The sequence below is a fragment of the Dryocola mayonis genome (assembly GCF_051307045.1).
Classification (GTDB): domain Bacteria; phylum Pseudomonadota; class Gammaproteobacteria; order Enterobacterales; family Enterobacteriaceae; genus Dryocola.
Map to the genome: position 1 here is coordinate 2403978 of NZ_CP150452.1, position 19652 is coordinate 2423629.

Sequence of the window (19652 nt, forward strand, 5' to 3'; positions counted from 1 at the left end):
ATCACTTTCCTCCAATATTCAGATACTGCGGAGCCACGGCCCCGGCAAAACGACGCTGGTGGCTGGTAATTTCAGATTCACCGCAGCCCTGGTCGGCAATAAATTTCACCTGTTCTTCTTCCCACACCGCGTCCAGCGCCTGTGGCGTATCATCGCGGGCTTCGTCAGCGATTTGCTGGCTTACGCTCTCAACCGCCACGTTGCTTTCAGACAGGCCAAGCAGCACGTCAAACAGCGCGGCATAATCGCTTTCACGCTGCTTCAGACGTGCGCTCAGCAAGGCCAGAATCGGGGCGACATCCTGCAAGCCTTCGCGGGCGTCCGCCGCCGGCCGCTGAGACAGATATTCCAGATACAGCGGCAGATGATCGGGCAGCTCGCGGCTGTCGATTTCCATACCGGCCTGCTCGTACTGCCCCATCAGGTTGACCATCGCCTGGCCGCGATCGCGCGACTCGCCGTGGACGTGCTCAAACAGCAGCAAAGACGTTGCGCGACCGCGATCGAACAGTTCGCTGTAGCTTGCCTGCGCGTCCAGCAGGTCGCGACCGCACAGCTTAGTGATAAATTCATTCAGCAGCGCTGCCTGCTGAGCATTCAGCGCGTCACCTTCGGCCAGCGCGTCGCGTACTTCCTGTTGATGCTGCCACAGGGCAGCATCCGGGTACTCAAGCAGGCGTGAAATAACCAGAAGTTCAATCATGGATGCGGCTCCGTTTTACTGGTCACATCGATAGCGTCGATACGTTTGCTATTGAACAGATTGAACTTGCTGTCGCTGCCGTGGCAGCCGTCGCCGAAGCTGAAGCCACAGCCGTTACGCTCAGGGAAGGCGTCCGCCGCCAGTTCGCGATGGCTGGTTGGGATAACAAAACGATCTTCGTAGTTAGCGATGGCCAGATAGCGATACATTTCCTGCGCCTGCGCCTCCGTCAGACCCACTTCTTCCAGCGCGCTGATATCGTGCACGCCGTCGACGGTTTCGGCTCGTTTGTAGTGGCGCATCGCCATAATACGTTTAAGAGCGCTCAGCACCGGCGCGGTATCGCCCGCGGTCAGCAGGTTCGCCAGGTATTCAACCGGTATACGCAGGCTTTCGATGTCAGGAAGAATACCGGTATGCGGCAGCTGGCCCGCGTCCGCGGCGGACTGAATCGGCGATAAAGGCGGCACATACCACACCATCGGCAGCGTGCGGTATTCCGGGTGCAGCGGCAGCGCCAGCTTCCAGTCGATCGCCATTTTGTAAACCGGCGACTGCTGAGCGGCATCAATAACACTCTGCGGCACGCCGTCTTTCAAAGCCTGTTCGATAACGGCCGGATCGTTCGGGTTCAGGAACACGCCCAGCTGGCGCTCGTACAGATCTTTTTCGTGCTCGGTGCTTGCGGCTTCTTCGATAGCATCCGCATCGTAGAGCACCACGCCTAGGTAGCGAATACGGCCCACGCAGGTTTCGGAACACACCGTCGGCATACCCGCTTCGATACGCGGATAGCAGAAAATGCACTTCTCGGATTTGCCGGTCTTCCAGTTAAAGTAGATTTTTTTGTACGGGCAGCCGGTCACGCACATACGCCAGCCGCGGCACTTGTCCTGGTCGATAAGCACGATGCCGTCTTCTTCACGCTTATAGATGGCGCCGCTCGGGCAGGTCGCCACGCAGGCCGGGTTAAGGCAGTGTTCGCACAGGCGCGGCAGATACATCATGAAGGTGTTTTCAAACTGGCCGTACATCGCCTTCTGCATGTTTTCGAAGTTCTGGTCTTTGGCGCGTTTTTCAAACTCGCCGCCGAGGATCTCTTCCCAGTTCGGACCCGCTTCGATTTTATTCATGCGCTGGCCGGTGATCAGCGAGCGCGGACGCGCTATCGGCTGATGCTTGCCTTCCGGCGCGTTATGCAGATGCTGATAGTCGTAATCAAACGGCTCGTAGTAATCGTCGATGCCCGGAAGATGCGGGTTAGCGAAGATTTTACCCAGCAGCATGGCACGGTTGCCCATGCGCGGCTGCAGCTTGCCGTTGATTTTACGGATCCAGCCGCCCTTCCATTTTTCCTGGTTTTCCCAGTCGTTCGGATAGCCGATACCCGGTTTGGTTTCCACGTTGTTAAACCACGCGTACTCCATCCCTTCGCGGCTGGTCCAGACGTTTTTACAGGTCACAGAACAGGTGTGACAGCCGATGCACTTATCAAGATTCAGCACCATGCCGACTTGTGAACGAATTTTCATTTTACGCTCTCCTGTTTCTGGTCATTGCCTTCACCGTCTAACCAGTCAATATTTTTCATCTTACGAACCACCACGAATTCGTCGCGGTTTGAGCCCACCGTGCCGTAATAGTTAAAGCCGTAGGCCAGCTGCGCATAGCCGCCGATCATATGCGTCGGTTTCGGGCTGATGCGGGTGACCGAGTTATGAATACCGCCGCGCTGGCCGGTGATTTCAGAACCCGGCAGGTTCACGATACGTTCCTGAGCGTGGTACATCATCGTCATGCCTTCCGGCACGCGCTGGCTGACTACCGCACGCGCGGTAAGCGCGCCGTTTTTGTTGAACACCTCGATCCAGTCGTTGTCCTCAATGCCCAAATCTTTGGCGTCGATTTCACTCATCCATACGATCGGACCGCCGCGGGAAAGCGTCAGCATCAGCAGGTTGTCGCTGTAGGTTGAGTGAATGCCCCATTTCTGGTGCGGCGTCAGGAAGTTCAACGCTTTTTCCGGATTGCCGTTGGATTTTTTACCCATTACGCCTTTCACGGAGCGGGTATCAATCGGCGGACGGTAAACCAGCAGGCTTTCGCCAAAATCACGCATCCACTGGTGATCCTGATACAGCTGCTGACGACCGGAGAGCGTGCGCCATGGAATCAGCTCATGCACATTGGTGTAGCAGGCGTTATAGGACACGTGTTCATCTTCAAGGCCGGACCAGGTCGGGCTGGAGATGATTTTGCGCGGCTGGGCCTGAATATCGCGGAAGCGAATCTTTTCTTCCTCTTTAGGCAGCGCAAGATGCGTATGGTCGCGTCCGGTAAACTCGCTGAGCGCAGCCCAGGCCTTCACCGCCACGTTGCCGTTGGTTTCCGGCGCAAGGGTCAGAATCATTTCCGCGGCGTCAATCGCCGAGTTGATCATCGGCTGACCTTTTGCCGGGCCTTCTGCCTTGGTGTAATTCAGCTTACGCAGCAGGTCCATTTCGGTCTGGGTGTTCCAGGAAATACCTTTCCCGCCGTTGCCGATGGTATCCATCAGCGGACCGACGGAGGTAAAGCGCTCGTAGGTCGCCGGGTAGTCACGTTCAACCGTCATCAGGTGCGGAGCCGTTTTGCCCGGGATCAGGTCGCATTCGCCTTTTTTCCAGTCCATGACGCCAAACGGCTGCGCCAGCTCTGCTGCGGAATCGTGCTGGATAGGCAGCGTCACCACGTCGGTTTCTTTACCCAGATGGCCGACGCAGACTTCGGAGAATTTCTTCGCGATGGCTTTATAAATTTCCCAGTCGCTTTTTGATTCCCACGCCGGATCGACGGCGGCGGAAAGCGGATGAATAAACGGATGCATATCCGAAGTATTCATGTCGTCTTTCTCATACCAGGTGGCGGTCGGCAGGACGATATCGGAATACAGGCAGGTGCTCGACAGGCGGAAGTCCAGCGTCACCACCAGATCCAGCTTGCCGTCGAGGCCGTTGTCCACCCACTCCACTTCTTCCGGCATCACGCCGCCTTCTTTACCCAGGTCTTTGCCCTGAATACCGTTTTCGGTGCCGAGCAGATACTTGAGCATGTACTCATGGCCCTTACCGGAAGAGCCCAGCAGGTTTGAACGCCAGACGAACAGGTTGCGAGGATGGTTATTGCCCGCATCCGGCTGCTCGGCCGCAAAGCGAATATCGCCGTCTTTCAGCTGCTGAACGGTGTAGTCCGCAGGGGACATGCCTGCCGCTTTCGCCCGGGCGGCGATGGTCAGCGGGTTGACGCTCAGCTGAGGCGCGGACGGCAGCCAGCCCATGCGTTCGGCACGCACGTTAAAGTCAATCAGATGGCCGCTGTAGCGGGATTTATCCGCCAGCGGGGAAAGCAGCTCTTCCGCCGTCAACGACTCGTAGCGCCACTGGCTGGAGTGGTTGTAGAAGAAGGAGGTGCTGTTCATATGGCGCGGAGGACGCTGCCAGTCCAGGGCAAACGCCAGCGGCGTCCAGCCGGTTTGCGGACGCAGTTTTTCCTGGCCCACGTAGTGCGCCCAACCGCCGCCGCTTTGACCGACGCAGCCGCAGAAGATCAGCATATTAATCAGGCCGCGGTAGTTCATGTCCATATGGAACCAGTGGTTCATACCGGCGCCGACGATGATCATCGAACGACCATGGGTTTTATCGGCGTTTTCTGCGAATTCGCGCGCAATACGCACGATGTTCTGCCGGGAAACACCGGTAATTTGCTCGGCCCACGCTGGGGTATACGCTTTTACATCGTCGTAGCTGGTTGCGCAGTTATCATCGTTCAGACCGCGCTCTAAGCCGTAGTTCGCAAGCGTCAGATCGTAAACGGTGGTGACTAAAGCGCTTGAACCATCCGCCAGCTGAATGCGTTTTGCCGGCAGTTTGTGCATCAGCACGTTATCAAGCTTAACGTTGCTGAAATGTTCGCTGCTTTCGCCGCCGAAGTACGGGAAGCCGACGTCGGCCACTTCATCATGGCTGCCCAGCAGGCTCAGGCGCAGCTCGGTTTCTTCGCCGCTGGTCCCGTCGCGCTGCTCCAGGTTCCACTTGCCCTTCTCGCCCCAGCGGTAGCCGATGGAGCCTGTCGGCGCCAGCAGCTCGCCGCTGCGGTCGTCTAAGGCTACGGTTTTCCACTGCGGGTTGTTTTCCTGGCCCAGGCCGTCCACCAGGTCGGATGCGCGCAGCATGCGGCCGGCGGCATAGAAGCCGTCACGCTCTTCCAGCATGACCAGCATCGGCATGTCGGTATAGCGACGAACGTAGTCGGTGAAGTACTGGCTTGGGTTGTCCAGATGGAACTCACGCAGCATTACGTGCCCCATCGCCAGCGCCATTGCGGAGTCGGTACCTTGTTTCGGCGCCAGCCACTGGTCGCAAAGCTTGGCGATTTCCGCGTAGTCCGGGGTGATGGCTACGGTTTTGGTGCCTTTGTAACGAACCTCTGTGAAGAAGTGCGCGTCCGGCGTACGCGTTTGCGGAACGTTAGAACCCCAGGCCATGATGTAGCTGGAGTTGTACCAGTCTGCGGATTCCGGCACGTCGGTCTGTTCGCCCCAGGTCATTGGCGACGCAGGCGGTAAATCGCAATACCAGTCGTAGAAGCTCAGGCAGGCGCCGCCAATCAGGGAAAGGTAGCGTGCGCCGGACGCGTAGGAAACCATCGACATGGCAGGAATCGGTGAGAAGCCGGCGATACGGTCAGGGCCGAAAGTTTTTGCGGTAAAGACGTTGGCCGCAGCAATCAGCTCGTTTACTTCCTGCCAGCTTGAGCGGACAAAACCACCGCGACCACGGGCCTGTTTATAGCTTTTCGCTTTTTCCGGATCGTTGATGATTGAAGCCCAGGCGTTAACCGGATCGGCATGCTGGGTTTTCGCTTCGCGCCACAGTTTAATCAGGCGCTTACGCATCAGAGGATATTTCAGACGGTTAGCGCTGTAGAGATACCAGGAGTAGCTGGCGCCGCGAGGGCAGCCGCGCGGCTCATGGTTTGGCATATCAGGACGGGTGCGCGGGTAGTCGGTTTGCTGGGTTTCCCAGGTCACCAGGCCGCTTTTGACATAAATCTTCCAGCTACAGGAACCGGTGCAGTTTACACCGTGGGTGGAACGCACGACCTTATCGTGCTGCCAGCGCTGGCGGTAGCCTTCTTCCCAATCGCGATTGGTATCGAGCAGTTGGCCATGCCCATCGGCAAAGGTTTCACCCTTCTGTTTGAAGTAACGAAACCGGTCAAGAAACTTGCTCATCGGGGTTCTCCTGATGTGGAGCCTTGAGGCTCTATCTTATGAAATCGACATTGCTGATTTGGCTTGCACGGTAGCGTGCTCATATGCGGGGATAATTGATAACGATCAACAGACTAAAAATTGTTTGTCGGACAAAATGCGCCATATACCACCAAAGTGTAATCCCTGACGAATTCTTAATTTATTGATTTTTAAATACTTATTTCTTATTTCAATTTGTAGTGAGTATAAAAATTCGCTCCGGAGGTATTAAGGGGTAGGTACTGCGTAGCCCCCTGCTCTGATGCCAGAGGTAGGGAGCCGACTAATGTTTTAGTATGTTGTAACTAATGGAGGATAAAAAAAAGCGCAGCCGAAGCCGCGCAAGGGATAACCAAAAGGTCAAAAGGTTACCGGGATGATTTACGGCCATAGACGGCCCAGGTAATCACCACGCAAAGAATGTAAAACACCAGGAAGACTTTCATCGCGTCCGCCGGAGAGCCGGTCAGCGCCAGCGAAGTGCCGAATGCCTTAGGAATAAAGAACCCGCCAATCGCGCCAATCGCCGAGATAAAGCCCAGCGCTGCCGCGGTGTCCGTCGCGGCTTCGCGCATCGCCTGCTCTTCGGTACCGCCTTTAGCCTTCACGCTGTCCATAGTCAGCTTACGGAAGATGACCGAGATCATCTGGAAGGTGGAGCCGCTGCCCAGGCCGGCGGTCAGGAACAGCATCAGGAACACGCCGAAGAAGGCGATGAAGTTTCCGCCCACGCCGTCATGCGGCAGCGTGGTAAACAGCAGCGCGCTGAACACGGCCATAAATACAAAGTTAATCAGCGAAACCCTGGTGCCGCCCCAGCGGTCGGAAATAGCGCCGCCCGCAGAACGCGCCAGCGCGCCAAACAGCGGACCAAAGAAGGCGAAGTGCAGAATATCCACGTCCGGGAACTGGGTTTTCGACAGCATCGCAAAGCCGGCGGAGAAACCGATAAAGGAGCCGAAGGTTGCCAGGTACAGAAGACCCATAATCCACAGGTGCGCGCGCTTGAGTACCGGCAGCTGCTCGCGCAGGGAGGCTTTCGAAGCGGAAAGATCGTTCATGCCAAACCAAGCGGCAAGGGTGAGGATCACCAGGAACGGCACCCAGATCCAGGCGGCGTTTTCCAGAAACAGCATAGTGCCGTCTGCCTGCGCCACGCTGGTTCCGCCAAACACGGCGAACATTGACAGCGAAATGACCAGCGGAGCAACAAGCTGCATCACGCTTACGCCCAGGTTGCCCAAACCGCCGTTGATGCCCAGCGCCCCGCCCTGTTTTGCTTTAGGGAAGAAGAAGCTGATATTGGCCATGCTGGAGGCGAAGTTTGCTCCGGCGAAGCCGCACAGCAGGGAGATGATGATGAAAGTGCTAAACGGCGTGCTGGTATCCTGTACCGCAAAACCCAGCCAGACGCAGGGGATAATCAGAATGCCGGTGCTAAACGCCGTCCAGCGACGGCCACCGAAAATGGGCACCATGAAGGAGTAAGGCACGCGCAGCAGCGCGCCGGAAACGGAAGGCAAAGCCGTCAGCATAAACAGCTGCTCGGTGGCAAAATTAAAGCCGACTTTATTCAGATTGACCGCAACCGCGCTGAACAGCATCCAGACACAAAACGCCAGCAGAAGGCTGGGTACAGAAATCCACAGATTGCGGCTGGCAATACGATGACCTGTGTTTTGCCAGAAAGCAGGCTCCTCCGGACGCCATTCCGTAATAAGCGGACCCGCTTTCTGCCCGTTGGCAGATGACTGCGACATAAACACCTCAAAGTTAGTAGGAGTAATGGCGGTCACATTAGGCAGTATTGATGATTCTAATTTGATATAAATCAAGGGATAACCGAACAGAATAACGCTCAGAAATTAACCATGATTCTTTATGAGTAATGGCCGCGCGTAAAAAAAACGTGGTTTTTCACATGGCTGCTATGGATTATGCTTACAATCGATAAGGGTTATGCCACCTACGGCAATTAAGGAGTAATCATTAGGGGGTATGGGTATACTCCGGTGGATAGCTGAGAATGTCCCTCTGTTTTTTACGTCAGGCCCTTAACCGGAGCACGCTCTTTTATGTTGAAACGCCTGTTTTCCCCGCTAACGCTCGTTAACCAGCTGGCGCTTATCGTGCTGCTGCTGGCGACGTTAGGCATTGCGGGAATGAGTCTTGCCAGCTGGCTTGCGCAGGGAATTCAGGGTAACGCTCACGCTATCAACAAGGCCGGTTCGCTGCGCATGCAAAGCTACCGTCTGCTGGCCGCTATTCCGCTTGCCGCAAAAGACAATACCCTGTTTAGCGAAATGGAACAAACGGCCTGGAGCGAAGATTTACAGCAGGCGGCGCGCCGCGACGGGCAGCTGGCGCAGCTTAACGAAATACAGCAGTACTGGCGCAACACGCTCGAACCGGCGATAAAAAACGCTAAAAATACGCAGCAGGTTACACCGCACGTTGTTCAGTTTGTCGGGCGCATCGACCGGTTAGTCAGCTCATTCGACAAAACTACGGAGCTTCGCCTGCACCGCGTCATTCTGCTGCAGCAGGGCATGGCGTTATTTATGGGCCTGCTGCTGGTGTTTACCGTAGTCTGGCTGCGTAAGCGCCTGCTTCGTCCCTGGCGACAGCTGTTGGTGATGGGCCTCCGCCATCGGGCAAAAAGACTTCACCCATCGGGTAGCTATTAACGGCCGTAACGAAATGGCGACGCTCGGCATCGCGCTTAACAGCATGTCAGCGGAGCTGGCAGAAAGCTATGCCGTACTTGAACAGCGCGTGCGTGAAAAAACGGCCGGTCTTGAGCAGAAGAACCAGATTCTCTCTTTTCTTTACCAGGCCAATCGTCGGCTGCATTCGCAGGCGCCGTTGTGCCAGCGCCTTTCCCCCGTGTTAAGCGAGCTACAAAAGCTCACGCCGCTGCGCGACATTGAGCTGCGCGTTTATGAATACGAAGACGAAGAAAATTACGACGAATACACCTATCAGCCGGACAGCAGCTGTGAAGAAAAAGGCTGCCATTTGTGCCCGCGAGAGCCGGCGCCCGCGCCGGTTGAGTCCACCGCGCTGAAATGGCGATTAACCGATAACCATATCCAGTATGGCCTGGTGCTGGCGCAGCTGCCGCAGGGCTGCAGCCTGACCGTTGACCAGCAGCAGCTGATCTTAACGCTAATCGAGCAGTTCACCGCCACCCTGGCGCTGGAAAGACAGTATGAGCACCAGCAGCAATTAGTGGTGATGGAAGAACGCGCGGCCATCGCTCGCGAACTGCACGACTCCATCGCCCAGTCGCTCTCCTGTCTGAAAATGCAGGTCAGCTGCCTGCAAATGCAGGGTGCAAGCCTGCCTGAACAAAGCCGTGATTTGCTGGGCCAGATGCGCAATGAGCTAAACACCTCGTGGCGACAGCTGCGCGAGCTGCTGACCACTTTCCGTCTGCAATTAATTGAGCCGGGGCTGCGCCCCGCCCTTGAGTCAAGCTGCCTGGAATTCAGCGAAAAGCTCGGCTTTACGGTGCAGCTGAACTACCAGCTGCCGCCACGCCTGGTGCCCTCTTATCAGGCCATACACCTGGTGCAAATTGCTCGCGAAGCGCTGAACAACAGCCTTAAGCATGCCCGCGCTTCAGCGTGCGGCGTAAATGCCGTGTACCAAAATAAACAGGTTACACTCACCGTATGGGACAACGGCTGCGGTATTCCGGATAACGGAGAGCGCCGAAACCATTACGGACTGATCATTATGCGAGACCGCGCGCAAAGCCTGAAAGGGGATTGCCAGATACGGGCTCGTGCAGGTGGCGGCACTGAAGTGGTCGTCAATTTTATGCCCGAAGCGCATTTGCCTTCTGCCACAGGAGTAAACGATGAGTAGCCCGAACCCGGAAGCAGCAACTATATTGCTGATTGATGATCACCCCATGCTTCGCAGCGGCGTCAAGCAGCTAATCAGTATGGCGCCCGAACTTGCGGTCGTCGGTGAAGCCGGAGACGGCGCTCAGGGCGTTCAGCTTGCGGAATCCCTGGATCCGGATCTGATTCTGCTCGATTTAAATATGCCCGGCATGAACGGTCTGGAAACCCTCGACTGCCTGCGCGAAAAGGCGCTGTCCGGCCGTATCGTGGTGTTTAGCGTATCGAATCACGAAGAAGATGTGGTGACCGCCCTAAAGCGCGGGGCAGACGGCTACTTGCTCAAAGACATGGAGCCGGAAGACCTGCTCAAGGCCCTGCAACAGGCCGCTGCCGGTGAAATGGTGCTAAGCGAAGCGTTAACGCCGGTGCTGGCGGCAAGCCTGCGCGCCAACCGCACCACGTCCGATCGTGACGTTAATCAGCTAACGCCGCGCGAGCGCGATATTCTGAAGCTTATCGCCCAGGGCCTGCCGAACAAAATGATCGCCCGCCGTCTGGATATCACCGAAAGCACCGTAAAAGTACACGTGAAGCACCTGCTGAAAAAAATGAAGCTCAAGTCCCGCGTTGAAGCGGCGGTGTGGGTGCATCAGGAACGTATTTTCTAAGGGAATGCCCCTTCCCCCGGCAGCAGATCGTAACGCGGGTCTTTTGCCGGGTTGGCCAGCAGCGGCTCCGCCTGTTTAAGCGTGATCCAGTTCGAGGTCACTTTCTGCCCTTTATCATCCTCAATGATCACCGAGAGACGATATTCGTTCGGGCCGCCCTCTTTCCAGGCCGGCATGATTACGCTCCAGCCCTCTGCACGCCTGCTGTTAGCCGGCGGCGTAAGGCTTAACGCCTGCGTATCCCCCTGCCAGGCGATATGGCGAATTTCATGGCTTGCGCGCACCTGCAGCTTCAGCTCCACCGTCTCTGCGGGATGCAGCTCCCACGGGGGCGTGGCGAGGAACACCGACAGGGTTTTACGCTGGCGATACTCCATAACAGGCAGATTGTCGCGATCGACGTTATCGTAACGGCTGCCGCGCAGCGAACTGGTAGTCGCCACCTCGCCTGCGGAAAGCTGTTTTCCCAGCGGCACGCCGAAGCGGTAATTGAGTTTCAGGCCAAGGTTTTCCTGCGCCACGCCGTTTTCGCCCTGTTTATGCTGAGCGGTTAGCGTGACAAGCGGAACCGGCGTGTAGTTCAGCCCCATGGTCACCGCGACGGGGTTACGGTAGCCCGTTCCGCTGTCGAACAGGTCGACGCGATCGCCGAAGTACTGCTCAAGGCTGACGCTGGTATTAATATGGCGATAGAACGGCAGCCAGGCCTGGGCGGTAACGTCATATCCCCGCGCCAGCCGCTGTTCCAGCGTTTCCGTTTCGCCCTGCCAGCCGTTAAGCGGCTGATAGTAGTTTGCCGTCAGCCGCAGGTATTCGCCCCACGCTTCGGCGCCAAACCCGGCGCGCTGAAGATTGCTGGCGAGCTGATTATCGTAAAAGGTGTTGTAGCCAAGCAGCCATTTTCCCGCCACCCAGCGCTGCCCGGCGCCGGCGTTGCCCACCAGGCCGTTATCCTGCTGAGTAAAGCCCAGCTGGCTCCAGGTGAGATAGCGATCGTTGTCGGCCCAGGGCGTAAACATCGAGCCGCTGCTGCCGTTCCAGTTACCGCGCTCATCCACGTTCAGGTTAAAACTGGCTTTGCCCCAGGGCGAAAGCAGCGTTTCCGCCTCGTTGGTCACTTTATCGGTCAGCACGTCGCGCAGGCTGGTAAAGGCGAACAGGCGGGCCTGCTCGCCGGTATCCAGACCGTTATCGGTCATGCTGGGCCTCGCCGAATTTCTTCGCCATCTCGGCAATGCGTTTTGCCGCGGCGTCCGTTTCAGGGGCAAGCCCCATGTCGGGAAGCTCGTTCGGCGCGGCGGCAAAAGGATTTTCGGAACGTTCGATAAAAGTCTGGCGGGCGCCGGCGGCCCCTCCGGCGGAGAGGAGCACGTAAGAGAGGGTAAACAGCGGAACAGCTTTTCTTAACATTGGGAAATTATAACATATCGCGTTTTTGCATTTCAGCGCTACGCTTAAAGCTCCTGCCTTTCGAGCATTCAACTATGAAAACCTCATTACGCTGTTTATCCGCCGTTCTCCTGTTCGGCTGTTTTGCGGCACAGGCTGAAGGATTGTTTATGCTTCAGTCACCCGACTTTACCGATAACGCCATGCTGAATAAAAAATTCGCCGGCAACGCGAAGGAAAACCCTAACTGTACCGGTGAAAACCTTTCCCCCGCGGTGGTGTGGAGCAATGCCCCTGCCGCCACGCAAAGCTACGCGTTAATAGTCCACGATCCCGAAGGCGCAAAAGGCCTCGGCGTGACCCATCTGGTTGCCTATAACATTCCCGCAAGCGTCACCGGCTTTGCCACCAACGAACTGCGCGACGGCAAAGGCTTCACCGGCGGTAAAAACACTCCCGGCACGAGCGCCTGGTATGGTCCCTGCCCTCCGCCCGGCAGCGGCGCGCATCATTATACCTGGACGTTAATCGCCACTGACCTACGGGCGGACGCTCTTCCTGCCGGCCTGACGCGCGTCCAGCTGTTTGAAAAAATTAAGGATCACACGCTGGCGGCGGCCGGTTTAATTGGTCGATTCGGCCAGTAAGACCTTTCCCCTGCGGCCAGGATGGATTTAACATATCGTCTCAACGACAAGGAGCACCAAATCATGCAAAAGATCGTCATTATTGCCAACGGGGCTGCCTACGGCAGCGAATCGCTGTTTAACAGCCTGCGCCTCGCTATCGCGCTGCTTGAACAGCCGCAGCCACCGGAGCTGAAACTCTTTTTAATGTCCGATGCGGTCACCGCGGGATTACGCGGCCAGAAGCCGGCCGAGGGCTATAACATCCAGCAGATGCTGGAAATCCTTACCGCGCAGGATGTGCCGGTGAAATTATGCAAAACCTGCACCGACGGCCGCGGCATCACACAGCTTCCGCTGGCCGACGGCGTGGCGATAGGTACCCTGCCGGAGCTGGCCGGATGGACGCTGAACGCGGATAAAGTATTAACATTCTAATAATTGCCCGACAGTAATATTATTTACTTATACCCCACCCCGCACCATCAAGTTTCCTGCTGTGTTTGCCGATATTTCTGGAAACAACACAGCAGGAAAATATCATGTTCAGGTCGATACGCGCTCGGATTATTTGTGTGACGGCAGGCTGTTTGATTGTCGCACTTCTTCTTAACACCGTTATTAACTACCAGGTGACACGCAAAGACAATCAGCAATCCGTGGATGAAACGCTAAAAAGCACCAGTGAAAGCCATGCGGTAGCCATCACCGAGTGGGTAAACAGTAAAATGGCAATGATTCATTCGCTGGACGGCGTGGCGCTGTCCGAAGATCCGGTGCCCATTTTTCGCCAGCTGGCCGCGGCGGGCGGCTTCAGCAATGTCTATGTCGGCTATGCCAGCAAAACGGCAAAGTTCTCCGATCCTACCGGCGTTCCCGCCGATTATGATCCAACGGGCCGTCCGTGGTATCAGCAGGTTGTAAAAGAGAAGGGCCCGATTGTCACCGCGCCTTACGTGGACGCGGGCACCGGGAAACTGGTGGTTACTTTTGCGGTGCCGGTTTCCGAAAACGGCGAGCTGAAAGCGGTTGTCGCAGGTGACGTGACGATGGACAGCGTCGTCGCGAACGTGCGCAGCATACACCCGACGCCCAACAGCAGCGGGATGCTGGTTGACGGCGACGGCTCGGTTATCGCGGCATCGGACCCTGCCTTAACCCTCAAGCCTTTCAGCGATGCGGTAACTGGCACCAGCTTCGATCGGCTGCTGGAGGGCGATCACCGCGCAACGGGCAGCATCGGCGATAAATCCAAACGCCTGCTTGCCACGCCGGTTCCCGGTACGCACTGGTTCCTGATTGTCGCGCTTGATAACGGCGACGCGACCTCGGGTATGAAAGCTTTGCTGAAGGCCTCGGCCATTGCGCTGGTCGCCCTGGTGCTTATCTCCGGAGCCGTGGTGCATTTGCTGGTGGCGACGGTGCTCAGGCGCTTGAACACTATTCGTGATGCGATGCGCGCCATCAGCTCCGGCACCAACGATCTTTCGCAGCGCCTTCCCGAGGAGGGAAACGACGAGGTGGCGCAAATCGCCCATGCCTTTAACGCCTTCAGCGATAAACTGGCAGTGGTGATGGTGCAGCTGCGCGACGCCAGCGCGTCGGTAAAAGTCGCCGCCAATGAGATTGCCGCGGGGAACCAGGACCTGTCAGGACGTACCGAGCAAGCCGCTTCGAGCCTGCGTGAAACCGCCAGCGCCGTGGAGCAGATTACCGCCTCGGTTGCCAACTCTACCGAAGCCGCGGCGCAGGCCAATCTGCAGACCACCAGCGCTACCGAGGCCGCAGAACGCGGCGGGCGCGTGGTTTCGCAGGTGATTTCCACCATGCAGGCCATCGAAACCGCATCGGGGAAAATTGGCGATATTACGGGCGTTATCGACGGCATTGCCTTCCAGACAAATATCCTGGCGCTGAACGCCTCGGTAGAGGCTGCTCGCGCCGGTGAACAAGGCCGTGGATTCGCGGTGGTGGCAGGAGAAGTGCGCAATCTTGCCCAGCGCAGCGCCCAGGCGGCGAAAGAGATCAAAACGCTTATCGACTCCACCACGCAAAGCGTCTCGAACGGCTCGAAGTATGTGCGCCAGGCCGGTGAAGCGATGGATGAGATTGTCACAAGCGTCGGCAGCGTTTCCGGCATCATGCGCGAAATCACTATCTCTACCAGCGAACAGATGAAAGGGATTCAGGAGATTAACCACGCGGTAACGCACCTGGATAATATGGTGCAGCAAAATGCCGAACTGGTGGTGCAGTCCGCCGCCGCCGCGGGCGCGCTACAGAGCCAGGCGGGCGAGCTGGCGGAAACCGCGGGGCATTTCCGCATTTAGAAAGAAAGTGAACTACTGGTCGCCCTCTTGATGGGAGGACGGCCCGTTTAACGGCGATAAAAGAAGTCAGGCAAAGCCTGGTTCAAAGCCTGCGCCGTCTTGCTGCGGTTTTTGCAGCCAGGCGCGCACCTGGTTTACCAGCTCGTCAAGGCAGTCATCATGCATGCCGTGCTTTTTCAGCTCGCTTTCCAGAGAGAACAGGTACTGCGCGTTGGTTCCCAGCGGGCCGCTGGCCGCGGCGATCAGCGGGGCGATGGTTTGTGCGCGGGTGTCGGCTTCATACAGCGGGTGACGCGGATCCATGATAAAGACCAACGCGTTAACGGTGCGGCCGTCGTCCAGCGCCAGCCTGCACCAGGTGGGCAGATAGCAGCCGGTTATCATCTCGCGCTTCCACAGCAGCGTCAGCTCATCTTCAAGCTGCGCTTCCGGCAGGCGATAGGCAAGACCCGTCGTGCGCCCGCCCTCTTTTAGCGCCAGCATTCTTCCCGGCCGGCTGGCGGTGCCGCGCCCGGCGGTTAGCCGCAGACAAAACGCCCGATGCCAGCCCACCAGGGTGCCCGGCGCGGACTCGTCAAATTCGAAGGCCGGGTTCCACATCAGCGAACCGTAGCCGAATATCCATACCGGGCTTAGATCGGGCCGACAGGCAAGGGTCGCCGCAAGCGAGGCTAATCGCTGTTCGGGCGTCCATAACAAAGATTCCTCGATGGAACCAAAAGCCGTCCTGCAATCCGCCTTCATTAAGAAATCACGTGTTAACACCCTACCCTCCGCCACCGCATACTTCCCTGTGACTACGTCAACTGCGCCTTCCCGGGCCGTGCCTGCTCATTTATAAAGCAGCATAGCGGTGACGATAAGCAATTAGCGGGGCGCTGGCAAGTTTGATGACCATCACAAAAAGGTATAAATGTCATTTTCACCTGCCAGACCGGGCGGAAATGGACGGCGTCTGAAAGGATAACGCTATCTTAAATAAGGTTATTTTTTCTTATGCCATTTATCATCGTCGCCTTTCTGATACTGATGCTTCACCGCAGCCCAGGCGACCTTGTGGGCCGTTTCTTCCCGGCTGGCGTCGCCTTTGCGGTCTTCTTTATCCTTGTATTCATCCCAGGCGCTGTTGAAAGCCTCTTTGTAGATATCCTGCGCATGGGCAGGCAAAACATTTTTCACGTTGTCCGGCAGATCGCTTTTGCTTTTATAGGGCATAGATTAATCTCCTTGATGGGTGACTCTTAAGTGTGAGACAAAGATACCCGGGCCGCCAGAAATTCGAATATATTGCTTTTAACTCATAATAATACGTTGTTTTTGAAGCTAAAAATGAGGATAAAATCTGTTTTTACGCAACTAACGTGCTAACCACATAAAAGCCGTAAAATTAAGTAAATATTTCCGAGTGGTCGCCCTTTTTTTGCTATTTTATCAGGGTTAAAAATCCTGACTATAATGAAGAATTAGCTTATCAATTGCGTTGATGGAGAAACACAATGCCAAAAACACACCCGGAGGCGGTAAAAACCCGCCATAAGGAGAGTTCCCTCATTTTCCCGGTACTGGCGCTGGCCATACTGGCTATGTGGGGTTCCAGCCAGTCGTTGCCAGTGGTAGTCGGAATTAACATTCTGGCGTTAGTGGCTATTTTAAGCAGCGCCTTTAGCGTAGTACGCCATGCAGATGTGCTGGCACACCGTTTAGGTGAACCCTACGGCTCTTTAATTCTCAGCCTTTCCGTTGTTATCCTTGAAGTCAGCTTAATTTCCGCCCTGATGGCGACCGGCGATGCCGCGCCCACCCTAATGCGCGATACGCTTTATTCCATCATTATGATTGTCACCGGCGGTCTGGTGGGCTTTTCGCTGCTGTTAGGCGGGCGTAAATTTGCCACTCAGTATATGAATCTGTTTGGTATTAAACAGTATCTGATAGCGCTGTTCCCGCTTGCGGTGATCGTGCTGGTGTTTCCTACGGCCCTGCCGGAAGGCAATTTCAGCGTCGGCCAGTCGCTGATGGTGGCCGCTATTTCCGCCGCGATGTATGGCGTATTCCTGCTAATCCAGACCAAAACGCACCAGAGCCTGTTCGTGTATGAACACGAAGACGAGGCGGATGACGATGACCCGCACCACGGCAAGCCGTCCGCGCACAGCAGCACCTGGCATGCAGTCTGGCTGATTGTGCACCTGATTGCGGTTATTGCCGTGACAAAAATGAATGCCAACCCGCTGGAATCACTGCTGAGCACCCTTAATGCGCCGGCGCAGTTCACCGGCTTCCTGGTGGCGCTGCTGATTCTCTCGCCGGAAGGCCTGGGCGCGCTGAAAGCGGTGCTGAGCAACCAGGTGCAGCGCGCTATGAACCTGTTCTTCGGTTCGGTGCTGGCCACAATTTCTCTGACGGTGCCTGCGGTAACGCTGATTGCGATGCTGACGGGCCACGAGCTGATTTTCGGCCTCGGCAAACCTGAAATGGTGGTGATGCTCACCTCGCTGGTGCTGTGCCAGATTTCATTCTCAACCGGGCGCACCAACGTGCTTAACGGTACCGCGCACCTGGCGCTGTTCGCCGCCTACCTGATGACGATATTCGCCTGACGTTTCGCCGGCATAAAAAAAGCCCTTATTGTTTGATAAGGGCTTTTTGCATTTAAGCGCTAAAGAAGCTTAGTGGCTGGTATCCAGCGGCTCAAAACCTTTTACCAGATCGTCAATCGCTTTGATCTGCTTAAGGAAAGGTTCCAGTTTTGCCAGCGGCAGCGCGGACGGGCCGTCGCAGCGCGCGTTGTCCGGATCCGGATGCGCTTCGATAAACAGACCGGCAAGGCCCGTCGCCATACCGGCGCGAGCCAGTTCGGTAACCTGAGCGCGACGGCCGCTGGACGCGGCGCCAAACGGGTCGCGACACTGCAGGGCGTGGGTTACGTCAAAAATAACCGGCGCGCCGTTAGAAACCTGCTTCATCACGCTAAAGCCCAGCATATCCACCACCAGGTTGTCGTAGCCGAAGTTTGCCCCACGGTCGCAGAGAATAACCTGGTCGTTGCCGCCTTCGTGGAACTTATCCACGATGTTGCCCATCTGGCCGGGGCTTACGAACTGAGGTTTTTTCACGTTGATGACGGCACCGGTTTTCGCCATAGCTTCAACCAGGTCAGTCTGACGCGCGAGGAACGCCGGCAGCTGAATGACGTCCACCACGTCGGCAACAGGCTGCGCCTGGCTTGCTTCATGAACATCAGTGATGATTTTCACGCCAAAGGCTTGCTTCAGCTCCTGGAAAATCTTCATCCCCTCTTCAAGACCCGGCCCGCGGTAAGAGTGAATGGATGAACGGTTGGCTTTATCAAACGATGCCTTGAACACGTAAGGGATGCCCAGCTTCTGCGTGACGGTGACGTAATGCTCACAGATACGCATCGCGAGATCGCGCGATTCCAGCACGTTCATGCCGCCAAACAGCACAAACGGCAGATCGTTTGCGACTTTGATATCGCCAATGCTAACCACTTTTTGTTCCATCTTTCAGATCGCCTTATCAGGTGTGAATCAAAAATTTTGCATTAATGCAGGGTGACCTGCTTATGCGAAATCGAATTAATTTGCGCTTTAATCATTTCGCTGATCGGGTCTTCCGGGCACTGCTCGACAAAATAGCTCAGATCGTTAAGGGCCACATGTTCGCAATCAAGCTGCGCATAGATAAGACCGCGATCGCGGATTTCGTACGGATCTTCCGGATTGAACTGCAGCAGGGCTTCGCTGGCGCGCAGCGCCAGCTCCATCTGCCGTTCTTCCATCAACGCGGATTTTAGCGTGTCCAGCAGTTTGCGGATGACCTCGGCGTTGTCGGACTCATCAAGGTCCTCTTCGAAAAGCTCGGCGGAAGGATTGATATTGCCCTTCAGCCACACCTCAAGCGTATGCTCGTCGAGGGTGTCGCCGTTAAACGGGTTAATCAGCCACATCTCTCCATCCATCCAGTCCCCGCGCAGAATAAGCTGCGTCGGGAAGATAACCGGCATCAAAGGAATATCAAGACGTTCAGCCACCCACAGCAAAATCGCCCCAAGGGAGACCGCGCTGCCCTGGCGGTTCTTCAGCACGTTATCCAGCCACAGGGCGTCCGACAGACGGTATACGCCGCCGGCGTCTTTGAATCCCCATTCGCCGTAAAACAGTTCAAGAAGCTTTTCTAACTGCTGATCGGAGTGATCGGCTTCGCAGATATCTTCGCGAGCCTGGCTGACCAGCCGTTCAAGTTGCGCGCGCACTTCCGCTTCCGGAAAATCATCGCGTATCAGTTGCGAGACTAAAATCATCCCTTCGCACAGCGGTGCCTGATTAAATTGGAAATCGGCTAACGACCTCATACAAACCCCAATAACGGTATTTTTGTGGTGGCGAGTTTAACGATGATGAAGAGCACCACCAGCGCCAACAGAAAGGCAAACCACCGTACCTGTTGGCTGCGCGGGCGTCGGCCCCAGCACGATAAAACCCAAAACGATGTAGATGATAACGCCAAATAGTTTTTCAGTCAGCCATGTTCCCTGCGGGGTAAACGGGTAAAAATGCGTCATCATTACCAGTATAATGCCGCAGACCAGCAGAAGGGTGTCGTTGACGTGCGGTACGATGCGCACCCAGCGCTTGTCTGACATGGCTGAATTACGGTACTGCCACCAGTAGCGTAAAATAAACAGACTCACGGAAATGACGACCGTCAAAATATGCAAGTTTTTGACTGCAAAGTAAGTTGTCAACTGTTCCGTTCCTTATGG

General features: G+C 56.2%; 13 protein-coding genes and 3 pseudogenes. 6 read left to right on the forward strand and 10 right to left on the reverse strand.

Annotation, left to right across the window (positions count from 1 at the left end):
• Nucleotide 1: 1 nt before the first annotated feature.
• The 4 genes from narJ to WLO32_RS11670 all read right to left on the reverse strand — a co-directional run bounded on the left by narJ (nt 2) and on the right by WLO32_RS11670 (nt 7759).
• Entirely contained in the window at nt 2-703 is a 702-nt protein-coding gene (narJ, locus tag WLO32_RS11655) for a nitrate reductase molybdenum cofactor assembly chaperone (protein ID WP_435945313.1), read from the reverse strand.
• Nucleotides 700-2235, reverse strand: a complete 1536-nt coding sequence (narH, locus tag WLO32_RS11660) for a nitrate reductase subunit beta (protein ID WP_435945314.1) — start codon at nt 2233-2235, stop codon at nt 700-702. The genes narJ and narH overlap by 4 nt, the downstream gene beginning before the upstream one ends.
• Nucleotides 2232-5978: a nitrate reductase subunit alpha gene (locus WLO32_RS11665; RefSeq protein WP_435945315.1), complete on the reverse strand. Its 3747-nt coding sequence runs from the start codon at nt 5976-5978 to the stop codon at nt 2232-2234. The genes narH and WLO32_RS11665 overlap by 4 nt, the downstream gene beginning before the upstream one ends.
• A gap of 389 nt (nt 5979-6367) precedes the next feature.
• Nucleotides 6368-7759 carry a NarK family nitrate/nitrite MFS transporter gene (locus WLO32_RS11670; RefSeq protein ID WP_435945316.1) on the reverse strand — a complete coding sequence of 464 codons (1392 nt, stop codon included), beginning with the start codon at nt 7757-7759 and terminating at the stop codon, nt 6368-6370.
• A 315-nt stretch (nt 7760-8074) separates the two neighbouring features.
• Between WLO32_RS11670 and narX the strand changes: the two are divergent.
• Nucleotides 8075-9872: pseudogene (narX, locus tag WLO32_RS11675) on the forward strand (nitrate/nitrite two-component system sensor histidine kinase NarX).
• On the forward strand, nt 9865-10521 hold the full coding sequence (narL, locus tag WLO32_RS11680) for a two-component system response regulator NarL (protein WP_435945317.1): 657 nt from the start codon (nt 9865-9867) through the stop codon (nt 10519-10521). The pseudogene narX and the gene narL overlap by 8 nt, the downstream one beginning before the upstream one ends.
• Here narL and WLO32_RS11685 read toward each other — a convergent pair.
• Nucleotides 10518-11931, reverse strand: a pseudogene (locus WLO32_RS11685) (YchO/YchP family invasin). The gene narL and the pseudogene WLO32_RS11685 overlap by 4 nt on opposite strands.
• 74 nt (nt 11932-12005) lie before the next feature.
• Between WLO32_RS11685 and WLO32_RS11690 the strand changes: the two are divergent.
• The 3 genes from WLO32_RS11690 (at nt 12006) to WLO32_RS11700 (ending at nt 14866) form a co-directional block, all read left to right on the forward strand.
• Complete coding sequence (locus WLO32_RS11690) at nt 12006-12557, forward strand: YbhB/YbcL family Raf kinase inhibitor-like protein (RefSeq protein ID WP_435945318.1); 552 nt, start codon at nt 12006-12008, stop codon at nt 12555-12557.
• Nucleotides 12558-12620: 63 nt separating this feature from the next.
• Nucleotides 12621-12974 carry a DsrE/DsrF/TusD sulfur relay family protein gene (locus WLO32_RS11695; RefSeq protein ID WP_435945319.1) on the forward strand — a complete coding sequence of 118 codons (354 nt, stop codon included), beginning with the start codon at nt 12621-12623 and terminating at the stop codon, nt 12972-12974.
• Nucleotides 12975-13078: 104 nt separating this feature from the next.
• On the forward strand, nt 13079-14866 hold the full coding sequence (locus WLO32_RS11700; RefSeq protein WP_435945320.1) for a methyl-accepting chemotaxis protein: 1788 nt from the start codon (nt 13079-13081) through the stop codon (nt 14864-14866).
• Between the two features lie 66 nt (nt 14867-14932).
• Here the strand turns inward: WLO32_RS11700 and WLO32_RS11705 are convergent, their stop codons facing one another.
• Nucleotides 14933-15631 carry a gamma-glutamylcyclotransferase gene (locus tag WLO32_RS11705; protein ID WP_435945321.1) on the reverse strand — a complete coding sequence of 233 codons (699 nt, stop codon included), beginning with the start codon at nt 15629-15631 and terminating at the stop codon, nt 14933-14935.
• Nucleotides 15632-15850: 219 nt separating this feature from the next.
• Nucleotides 15851-16081, reverse strand: coding sequence for a putative cation transport regulator ChaB (gene chaB / locus WLO32_RS11710; RefSeq protein ID WP_121268891.1), 231 nt, complete (start codon nt 16079-16081; stop codon nt 15851-15853).
• Between the two features lie 281 nt (nt 16082-16362).
• On the opposite strand from chaB, the gene chaA reads away from it, so the two are divergent.
• Nucleotides 16363-17466, forward strand: coding sequence for a sodium-potassium/proton antiporter ChaA (chaA, locus tag WLO32_RS11715; protein WP_435945322.1), 1104 nt, complete (start codon nt 16363-16365; stop codon nt 17464-17466).
• 69 nt (nt 17467-17535) lie between these two features.
• Here chaA and kdsA read toward each other — a convergent pair whose 3' ends face one another.
• The 3 genes and pseudogenes from kdsA to WLO32_RS11730 all read right to left on the reverse strand — a co-directional run bounded on the left by kdsA (nt 17536) and on the right by WLO32_RS11730 (nt 19634).
• Entirely contained in the window at nt 17536-18390 is an 855-nt protein-coding gene (gene kdsA / locus WLO32_RS11720; RefSeq protein WP_121268895.1) for a 3-deoxy-8-phosphooctulonate synthase, read from the reverse strand.
• Between the two features lie 41 nt (nt 18391-18431).
• Nucleotides 18432-19241 (reverse strand): invasion regulator SirB1, encoded by an 810-nt coding sequence (sirB1, locus tag WLO32_RS11725; protein ID WP_435945323.1) that lies wholly within the window; start codon nt 19239-19241, stop codon nt 18432-18434.
• Nucleotides 19238-19634, reverse strand: a pseudogene (locus tag WLO32_RS11730) (SirB2 family protein). The gene sirB1 and the pseudogene WLO32_RS11730 overlap by 4 nt, the downstream one beginning before the upstream one ends.
• Nucleotides 19635-19652 lie beyond the last annotated feature (18 nt).